This window comes from Microcystis sp. LE19-84.1B, from assembly GCF_027531875.1.
Lineage (GTDB): Bacteria > Cyanobacteriota > Cyanobacteriia > Cyanobacteriales > Microcystaceae > Microcystis > Microcystis panniformis.
The window spans coordinates 1-9,376 of the sequence record NZ_JAPZSR010000130.1 but is presented as its reverse complement, the minus strand read 5'-3'; the positions used below and the strand labels follow the sequence as shown (position 1 = coordinate 9,376).

Sequence of the window (9,376 nt, the reverse complement as noted above, 5' to 3'; positions counted from 1 at the left end):
TGAAAATTTTTGCCTCAAACCCTATCGGCGTAAGAACTTCAGGATTTTGTGTCCAGTAGTTCATTAGTATTTCATTGCTTGAACTCAGGCTCTGTAAGACTTTTAGCCATAGCTAGTATGTTTATACGGGGGAAGTCCAGTAATAACATTAATTGATTTTCTTGTAAGATTTCGATAGCATAAGCAATGCCAGAAGTATCACTAAATTCAACTTCAAAAACATTTGGCTCATAGACTTCTACAATTGTTCCCACTTGCCCGCAATATAATCCCAATTGGGGTAAGTCTTCTAATAAAGCAACCACATCTAAGAGTTTCATTTCCTTATCTCCTTAAAGTACATAACAAGTAACTAAACGGGGAAAATTTTCATCATTTCTGATTATCCAAACACTGGGAATAATAGCCGTTTTGTTTTGATGATTTAGGGGAAAGTCATTAACGAAGGCAGGGGGCGATCGGCAGGGGGCAGGAGGCCGTTTTTGTAACGGGGATTTATGCCCCGCTCCCAAAACTTTTCGCCTTAAGGTGAGGTTTTAGACCCGATTTTTTCGATAATATACTTTTGTCCATATTCCCACTTCTGCAAGAAGTCTGTGGATAGCTTGCCCTGAGTAAATAGGGCTTGCTGAATAAATGTGAAATGTAGGTAAGGTAAGGGTTTTGTGGCTTTTCTCGTGAAACAGGTGCCAGATTTTGAGAGAATCGTGCTTCAAAACCTTGCGTCTTCATCGGCCTGCGTCCTGTAGGGGCGAAGCATTCGGGCAATAACCTATCGGTGAAACCAGAGATTTTCTATCCGAATGCTTCGCCCGTACTTTTTGTCGCAAACCCTAAATACTGATGTCCGATGCACAATTTTGAGATTTATTATCGGTTTCTTGCATAATGAGAGAGGACAAAAGCGAGAAAGTCTGACATTCTTAGGATAGGTAGCACGAAAATCGAGGCCATTTCTCACGATGCAAGCTCTGCTAGAAAAAGCTCAGATAGCGTTGAATAAAAAGGACTGGGAGACATTAAACGCCAGCATACAGCGACTTTTAAACCAAAAAGATGCTGTTGAATCGATTATTAACGATGAAATCCTCGATTTAGCCCTAGAAGCTTTACAAAAATGTGATTTTCAACAGCGATGGGAGATAGCGAAACTATTTCCTCAAATCGGTCAATCGGCGATCGCTCCTTTAATTGCCCTGTTAGAATCCGAGGAACAAGATGGGGAAATGCGCTGGTTTCTGGCAAGAATTCTCAGTCAATTTGACGATCGAGCCTGTATTCTCGCTCTCAGTCAATTATTGCAAAGATCGGAGGAGGAGGAACTCAGCCAAATGGCTGCGGCTGCTTTAGCTAATATCGGCAGTTCTGCGATCTCCAGTTTAGAACAATTACTGTCCGACTCGAACAGGCGTTTTTTAGCCGTACAAGCTTTATCACAAATTCGCCGGCCGGAAATTATCGAACCGCTTTTAACCGTAGTTAAGGATCAATCTAGCACCATTCGGGCTATGGCGATCGAAGCTTTAAGCAGTTTTCACCATCCCCAGATTACTGCGATTATCCTCGATGCTTTACGGGATCCGGCCATCGAGGTGCGACGGGAAGCAATTAAAGCTAGTAGTTACCTAGCGCCAAGTTATCCCCAAGCAGATTTAGTTAACCATCTGCAACCGCTGTTATTCGATATCCACCTCGAGATCTGTCAAGAAACTGCGATCGCTCTCGGTCGTATCGGCACAGCAACCTCAGCTAAAGCTTTAAATCCACTGCTGCAATCTTCCTTAACTCCCGATAGTTTAAAATTAACTGTAGTGCGAGCATTGGGCTGGATCGAGGATGGGGAAGCTTTAAATTACCTAGAAAAGGCTTTATATAGCGAAAATGTCTTGATTTGTCGAGAAATTATCGCTATTCTCGGCCGGCAAACCCCCCAGAAATTACGCCGACAAGCAGGGGAAATTCTCAGTAATTTTTATCACTCCCGTCCGGCGATCCTCGCTGATACGGGAGTTAAACAGTCTCTAGCGATCGCTTTAGGAGAATTAGAGCGGGATAATAAAAGTATTTTGCTGACTTTAGCAGCCGATGGGGAAGCAATCGTCCGTCTTCATGCTCTCAGCGCCCTGAAAAAGCTAGATCATGCAACTATATAGGGTTTGCGGCAAAAAGTTTGTTGGTGGGGTTAGGAGTCGGTCGTCAGTAGCCGGTCGTCGGTCGTTTCAGGCTTTGTTGTCCTCTTTTTTTTGTACCAGTTTGTGTACTCAAAGAAGGATAATGCAAGGTTTTTGAAGGTCTTAATCCGATTTTCGCAGCATGAACATCGGGTTTTAGCAGGTCAAAAGCCTTATTTTAAAAGGGTTTTACCATTATTCAGCCAGCCCTACATAGAGGACATTATCAAAGGATCAAGCATTACTCCCACTCCTGTAAGTCTCTGAGCCAATTTTGCAGCAAGCTAGTTAATTGAGTACGGCGAGTTTCAAAATTGCCAGCAATTGAGAGCAAGCTAACCCCCACCAGCAATCCGATAATCCATTTAAGCAGGGGATAAAGGAAAATCAAAATTACCAACTGATAGAAAGCATTAGCCACAAAAGTAAAAGTGCCAAGATAGAGGAAGGCGCGAATTCGTAAGGCTAATCCGGCAAAAATTGCCACTAAACTGAGAATACCAGGCAGGATTCCCGTCTGATGATGAAACCAGAGAGCCGCACTAGCAATAATGCCTGTTCCCAAGAGGCGGAGCAGGTGGCGCAAGGATTTGCCTTGCCTCCCCTGACAGGTAGGTTCTATCCAGACAAGACAGAGGAGAGACAGTCCGACAAGACTGCTGTAGGCGAAGGGAGTTGCCAGAGAGAAATCCGCCAGCCAACGGGCGATCGCCCAATTCACTAACAAGAGGGTAAGATAGCACCACCGGGGTTGCTGCCGCAGCCAAGCCAGCCAAGCATAGAATCCAGCCACCACCAGCAAACCTAGGGGATTGAGCTTGTCTAAACTGCCCCCAAGGGCGAGTCCGGGAAGAACAAGAGCGAGGAATTGCCAAGGACGAGGTGGCCAGCCCCAAAGCCGCCAAGGGAGCAGATAGGTGAAAACAGCCACTCCAGAGGCGATTACTCCCAACCAAGAAACTAGGTATTGAGAGAAGAATTCCATCGGAGTAATAGTATTGGCAGCATAGGCACCAATCGCAGCCCCTTCTAGAATGCCCAGGCAGACCCACATTTCAGCGATCGCCTGGTTAGGATGGTTGCGCCCTTGCCAGATAGCATAACGAGTCAAAAAGATACCGGTTGCCAATCCCAACAGTTGATTGACTGCAACGGGATAGAATAAGGCCCCTAGTAACAGGCAACTGCCCAAAGCCCAGTGCAGGTGGGCAACCAACTTCAATTCTGAACCCGTCAGAGGCAAGTAGCCAGCCAACCAGGGAGAGAGCAACCGATAGCCGTAAACCAAGCTGGCGGCCAGGGCTGCCATTGCCAAAAATTGATCGCCTTGGGACAGGTCGGCAATTTGATAAAACAATAGCTCGTAGGCTGAGATGGAGATCCCGCCAATTCCCAGATACAACAAGGGCTTCCCGGCCGGAGAGCGCCGCCCAACTCCGATGGCAATCAGTACCAGTCCCAGAGAACTCAAGCCAGTCCAACTACTGAAAAATCCCCAACGCAGAGCCGCTCCTAATGCCCCATAGAGCAAGGGTAGAATATTCCAGCTATTGAGCATTTCCCGTCTGTGAGTAGATCTGTGCCACCAATCTCCCAACAGTTGGGTAAGCAATCCCAAGAGAATATTGGCGATCGCTAGGGCAATTAAAGACTGCTTAGTCAGGTTGAGAACTTCGATGGTGAGCAGTTCCAAGCTCCAGCCTACCCCGTAGATGCCCCAGTTACTCGGATCGAGGTAGCTTCGATAGGCGATCGCCGCTAAAGTCAGGGCAGCCGCTAGGACAGAGAGGCTTGAGGCCGCCATCCAATCCCAGTAAACGGCTAGAGAATGGAGAGTCAGGGCGACTAACTCCAGACTACAGAGGGCAATTGCCCAGCCATCGAGGGACTGGGTATAGAGGGCGGCAAGTTGGCTCTGGCGGCGCAAGAACCAACTCCGCAGCATCCAGAGGACAGCTAAGAGCAAGGCAACTGCCAGCAACCAGCCGTCAATTGAACGCAAAGCCCATCCCGCCCAACCATCCCACAGGCAAGTTCCCCACAAAGCCAGAGCGAAGCCGATGGTAAGGGTAACTGCCGCCCCTTGTTGTAAATAATAGGCATGAACCAGCATCAACCCAGTTGCTATTCCTAAGCCGATTAGCCTGTACCCTGTCAGCCCTAGCAAGGGCAACTGGACTAGGGATAAGGTGGCAATACTCAACCAGATTGCTGAGGGAAAACGGGGAGGTTGCCAACTGCGATAGGCGGTTGCTCCCATAAGCAAGAGCGACAAGAGGAGAGTGCGGAAAGGCTCCTGCACTATCGAGGTGTTAGCTACCAGAATCGACAACTCCAGACTACAGAGGGCAATTGCCCAGCCATCGCAGGCGCGGGCATAGAGGAGAGCAAGTTTAGAAGTACGCTGGCTCAACCAATAGCGCAACGGCCAGAGGGGGATAAGGGCGATTGCCCCCGCCAACAGCCAATCTAATCCAGAGAGAGGCAATCTCTCTAGTAAGGCAACGCTCAAGCCCAAGGACAAGCCGACCGTGATGGCAGCCGCTGCTAATTTTTGTAGGCGATGAGTCTGAAAGAACATCAACCCAGTGGCGATCGCAAAGGTGACGAGACGAGTTTCTTCCCCTGTCCAGGTGGGAATTTGGGCAACTAGCAAGACTGAGATGCTCAACCAAATGACTAGCTGAGGTTGGCGCGAGGGTTGCCAACTGCGATAAGCAGTCGCCCCCATCAGCAACCAAGTGGCGATCGCTTCTCTACCGTCTGGAGAATTAAGGACATTGCCAGAAAGCGCCAATAACATCAGGAGCGAGAGGCAAGTTGCCCAACCATCGCTAACCTGGGCATAAATTCTCGCCAAATTATTCGGTAATGCCCTTAAGCATTGGCGGAGAATCCACAAGCTTGTCGCAGTAATTACCCCTGCCAACAGCCAGCTTGCTTCTTGCCGCAATGCCCAACCAAAACTGCCATCCCACAAACACAGTGCCAGCCAACTCAAGCCAAAACCTACGGTAATCGCTGCTGCTGCTACCTGCTCTAAGTTACGGCTATTGACGAACATCAATCCTGTAGCTATCCCTAAGCTAATTGAGGCAATTCCTGGTGCCAACCCTTGCAGGAGTAGGGCTGTTAAGATAAGCCACTGCCACAGGGCTAAAGCTCCCATACTCAACCAACTGGCAACTTCCCGCCGAGCCAGATGCCAAGTTCCCACCCCAGTCAGGGCCAGGGGAGCCAAACCCCAGACTAAGCCCCACTCTAGCCCCATAAGCGGGCGCTCCAACACAGAGGTCAACTGGGCGAAAACTGTCCCCTGATTGAGGACAAACAAGCTATAGGATAGCCCAGCCAAGATTAGTCCCAGATTCCAAGTTGTGTGGTGTAGGAGATGGAGCAAGGAAGTAGGAGGAAAGGGCTGTTTCAGGCTGAATGCCAATTCCAGCACCGCCAGCATGATTAAAATCACGCCCCAAACTGCCCAACTCAGCCTTGGCCATCCCCAGTCAATCGCCAAAATTAGGGTGAGCAAGCCAGCTAGGTGAGTGAGATAGGCCAGGGAGAGAAAACGGCGGGAAATCTCTTGAAGGGAAGCTAGTTTGACTTGCCGTTGGCTGAAAATTACTAACGCCAGGGTTGAAGCTGCCAAGTTGAGCGTCCTCAAGGCAGGATTGACTAAGGAGCAAAAGGTCAAGGTTGTTCCCCAGAACAAGGCTATCGAGCCGGTAAAAGAGGCTAATTCCCGCTTGCCCAATTGGGAGAACCAATCTGTCAGGAACAGGATCAAGACTAGGTAAGGAAAGAGAACTAAGCTTAGTAACGCCCAAGGGGTAGCTTCAGCGCCAGTTAAACCAGTCCCCAAGGCGATTGCCCCTTGCCTGAAAGTGTCTGGAAGTAAGCGCCAAGCCAGCCACAACCCCTGCAACCCAATCAGCAAGGCTGCTGCCAAGTCGAACTTCCGCCAGGAGTAACCGATGCGTCGCGCAAAAAACAGGAGTGATAAACCACTCACTACCAGGGCCTGCCAGGGTGTTTCACCCACCGACAGTAACCAACCTAGCAGCAGCAAGCTACCGCCGATACGCTGCCACAAGGAAACAGATTGTCTGGTCTGCCAACTGGCTAACCAGCCGCAAATCCCCACAGCCAGCCCCAATTGGCTAATCTCTACTTGAGCGATAAAAATTGCCCGCACCAGCAGGATAACTAGCCCATAGACGACAATTGCCTCATTTAAGCTAAAAGGGGCTAATCTTTCTCTCCTTGATGCTGCTTCTTGTCCGGCTCCTTCAGGAACACGGGAAAGGGAGATCAAAGTTGTTCCCACCATGCCCAAGTAAGTTGCCAGCAAGGGAAAACCCCCAATTGCCCATCCCCAATGCAGATAGCTCAATCCCAAGTGATTCGGCAGACTTTGAGAAAATCCTGCCGGGCGAGTTTCCCCGTACCTCCCCCGGAATAGTTGAACTGTTACGGCGGTAAGGGAAAGGGCAGCCACTACCACAATCAACCAGTCTAGAGGGTTGCGCCACAAGCCCAAGCTATCCATGGCCAGAAAATTCATCGGCACTAGCAACAGAGTAACCAGGCGCAAAGCTTGACTGGTCAGGCGCAGGCGCGGCTGTTGGCTACTCCAAAAACTGGCTCCCCAAAAAGCTAAAGTATAAAGCCACAAAACCCCATACTGTCCGGCGCTTGAGAATTTTTCCCAAAAGTTGGCGGCGAGGACACCAGAGGAGATGACCACCATGAAGACTCCCAACAGCAGCAGCCAGAGGACGCTCAATTCTGCCATCAAAGACTGTAACATTTGTCCAAACTGGCTGGGAGTTTCCTGCCGTCGAGGAGATGTTGGCGGCTGTGGCGGGATTCTACGGGGAGCTTCTGGCCGTCGAGAAGGTAGCGCGGGTGGGGGAGGCGGCTGGGAGGAGATGGGGTCTGGCAGCGGCTCTCTGGTAGGGGCAGTTGTCAGTATAGGCATGACACAGGAGAGGTTTTCCCGACACAGTTGCTTGACTTGAGATTCCTCAAGTAATCCTAATTGGAGCCATTGTTCTAAACCTTGTAGTAGAGGGGGATGGGAGGCTCTCACTCTTATAACAACCCGGATTTGAGAAGCAGTCAGCCAGCCTCGCTCCTGCCATTGCCCCAAACCTTCTAAAAAGTTAGATATAGGGACGCTGGTGGTTATTGTCAGAGCGAGGGTTTCTTGATTTTCTCTCGCATTTATTGCTAATTCTAGTCTTTTGTCGGCAATCAAATCTAATTCTAGCCATTGCTTGAGAGCTAGTAAAAGTTCGGCTGGCGAGCTAGAATTGACGATTTCTATTGAGATGATTCGATTCTCTTGAAAGGACATAAGTAATCAGATAAAGGTAAAGTTAACTGGGGAGACAAGGGAATAGGGAACAGTAAGGGTTTCAGCCTTGGTTACATCTCTTAAGAAATTAATCTCATCTAAGCTGTCTTGAAAAAGCGAATAATCTCTCGTACATGATTGAGAAATTGACTGTCTTCTGTCAGTTGTGCGATCGCATTTTGTGCTTCCTGAGATAAGGTTTCATGTTCAACCTGATTTTTAGCCTCCAATTTTTCTAGTAAGGCTTTCAGACGGGCTAATTCTTGGCGATTTATTTGGACTTCTTCTTGCTGTATATTTGCTTCGGTATCCAGTTTTTCCCTGATTATTGCCAGATTATCCTCTAAAATAGAGACGCGATTACGCAACTCTACTACATCCTCTCTGGGATACTCAATCTGTTGTCGAATCATTGACAAACGCACGGCTAAATATTGATAAGCCCGAATCGCCGGACGTAAAGCTGTCAATAATAAAGTTGCACCAGAACTCACATATCCTACTGCACTAATTCCCGTTGCTGCTAAGGTATAAAGTCCAATTCCTGACAGCAAATGTAAGGCGATTGCGAGCCGAATTGACCAACGCGCTACTGTCTTAACATAATCAACTTGTTTCCGATCTACGGTAATATTTTTTTCTTGAGAAATTGCTGCTTCTGCGATGACTTCCTGGGCATCAAAATAAATGTTCCAAGGAACAGTCACAATCACTAACAACCACCAAAAACTGGCGATCCCAATCAACCAATCGATTAAATTTCCTGACGGGATGTGCAACCATCGTAAAACCCCAAAAGCTAGTAAGACTAAGGCTCCAAAAATCACACAAAACCCGATAAATCCTAGATAGCTTAAAAACATCTCAATCACCTCTTTTTTATTTCTCTTTCTGGCTCTACCGAACTTAGTATGCTAAACTGATGATTGAAAAAGGAAACGGGGAACGGGGAACAGGGAAAAGGGTTGAGATTTTGGCAACAACTAAGAAATGATTATTGAAGGAAAAGGTGACGTTATGGACAATAAGCAGAGAATAGTCTGGTTTTTTTTAGTGCTTGAACCTTAGCAAAGCTGAGTCAAAAACATGGTTTTTATCAGCTAATGACATCAATCCCCCCTGTTCCCCGTTCTCTCATCTCAAAGTGTTATTTGGCTCGTCGGGACTTGGTATGGTTCGATAGGGGGGCATAAATCGACTAAATCCTTATCTGGCAAGAGATTTAATTGATTAGTTCGCTCCATATCGCAAACAATTGACAAAAATTGCGGCAATGTCTGTCTCTATAAGGGTTTCATTCCTTATAACCCCGTCCATCACATAAGACAAACCGAAAAACCTGTTATTTTTACATAACAGGTTCGGTAGAACCCTCTTTTTTATGCTAGAAAAAGATTGGTCAAGTTTCACTAGCGGTTGTGACACTTTGTGAATTTACCCATAAAATAGCCTAATTGTGAACCATAACTTGGCTGTTTGACAACGAGTATAGTGTAGTGTAGGTTGGGTTGCAGCATGAAACCCAACGCCCGCTCATGTTACGCTACTGCTAACCCATCCTACAAATAATTGTGTCTCCCTACTTAAATTGAGAAAACAAGGGTGATCGATCCATGAAGGTTATCAATTTTTAGAGAATTGTTAGATAAGTATCTAGAGATTCGGAGGGTAGAACTTTCAAAGTTTGGTTTTGTAGGTCTAATTCTAACCCACATTCCGCACCCCAAACTGTCACAGAGGTAAATTACGTAGAGAAAAAACCAAAGTGAGCATAAAAATAAACATAGAGAGTGAAAAAAGGCATTTAAAAAACAGTAAATCACTAAAGATGTCATCAAACCTTATT

The 9,376-nt window shown here is 47.4% G+C and carries 4 protein-coding genes; 1 reads left to right on the top strand and 3 read right to left on the bottom strand.

Going from position 1 to position 9,376, the window contains the following annotated elements; genetic code table 11:
- Window positions 1-71: 71 nt before the first annotated feature.
- The gene (locus O9324_RS07810; protein ID WP_288139897.1) at window positions 72-320 is read right to left on the bottom strand and encodes a DUF4926 domain-containing protein; all 249 of its coding nucleotides are present in this window, start codon (window positions 318-320) and stop codon (window positions 72-74) included.
- A 642-nt stretch (window positions 321-962) separates the two neighbouring features.
- Here O9324_RS07810 and O9324_RS07805 point away from each other — a divergent pair.
- Complete coding sequence (locus O9324_RS07805) at window positions 963-2,153, top strand: HEAT repeat domain-containing protein (protein ID WP_288139896.1); 1,191 nt, start codon at window positions 963-965, stop codon at window positions 2,151-2,153.
- Window positions 2,154-2,412: 259 nt separating this feature from the next.
- Here O9324_RS07805 and O9324_RS07800 read toward each other — a convergent pair whose 3' ends face one another.
- Window positions 2,413-7,530: a hypothetical protein gene (locus O9324_RS07800; RefSeq protein WP_288139895.1), complete on the bottom strand. Its 5,118-nt coding sequence runs from the start codon at window positions 7,528-7,530 to the stop codon at window positions 2,413-2,415.
- A 98-nt stretch (window positions 7,531-7,628) separates the two neighbouring features.
- On the bottom strand, window positions 7,629-8,393 hold the full coding sequence (locus tag O9324_RS07795) for a hypothetical protein (RefSeq protein WP_288139894.1): 765 nt from the start codon (window positions 8,391-8,393) through the stop codon (window positions 7,629-7,631).
- Between the last annotated feature and the right edge of the window lie 983 nt (window positions 8,394-9,376).

Coding starts and splice junctions, on each gene's coding strand:
- O9324_RS07810 (WP_288139897.1), bottom strand. CDS start 320: ATGAAACTCTTAGATGTGGTTGCTTTATTAGAAGACTTACCCCAATTG.
- O9324_RS07805 (WP_288139896.1), top strand. CDS start 963: ATGCAAGCTCTGCTAGAAAAAGCTCAGATAGCGTTGAATAAAAAGGAC.
- O9324_RS07800 (WP_288139895.1), bottom strand. CDS start 7,530: ATGTCCTTTCAAGAGAATCGAATCATCTCAATAGAAATCGTCAATTCT.
- O9324_RS07795 (WP_288139894.1), bottom strand. CDS start 8,393: ATGTTTTTAAGCTATCTAGGATTTATCGGGTTTTGTGTGATTTTTGGA.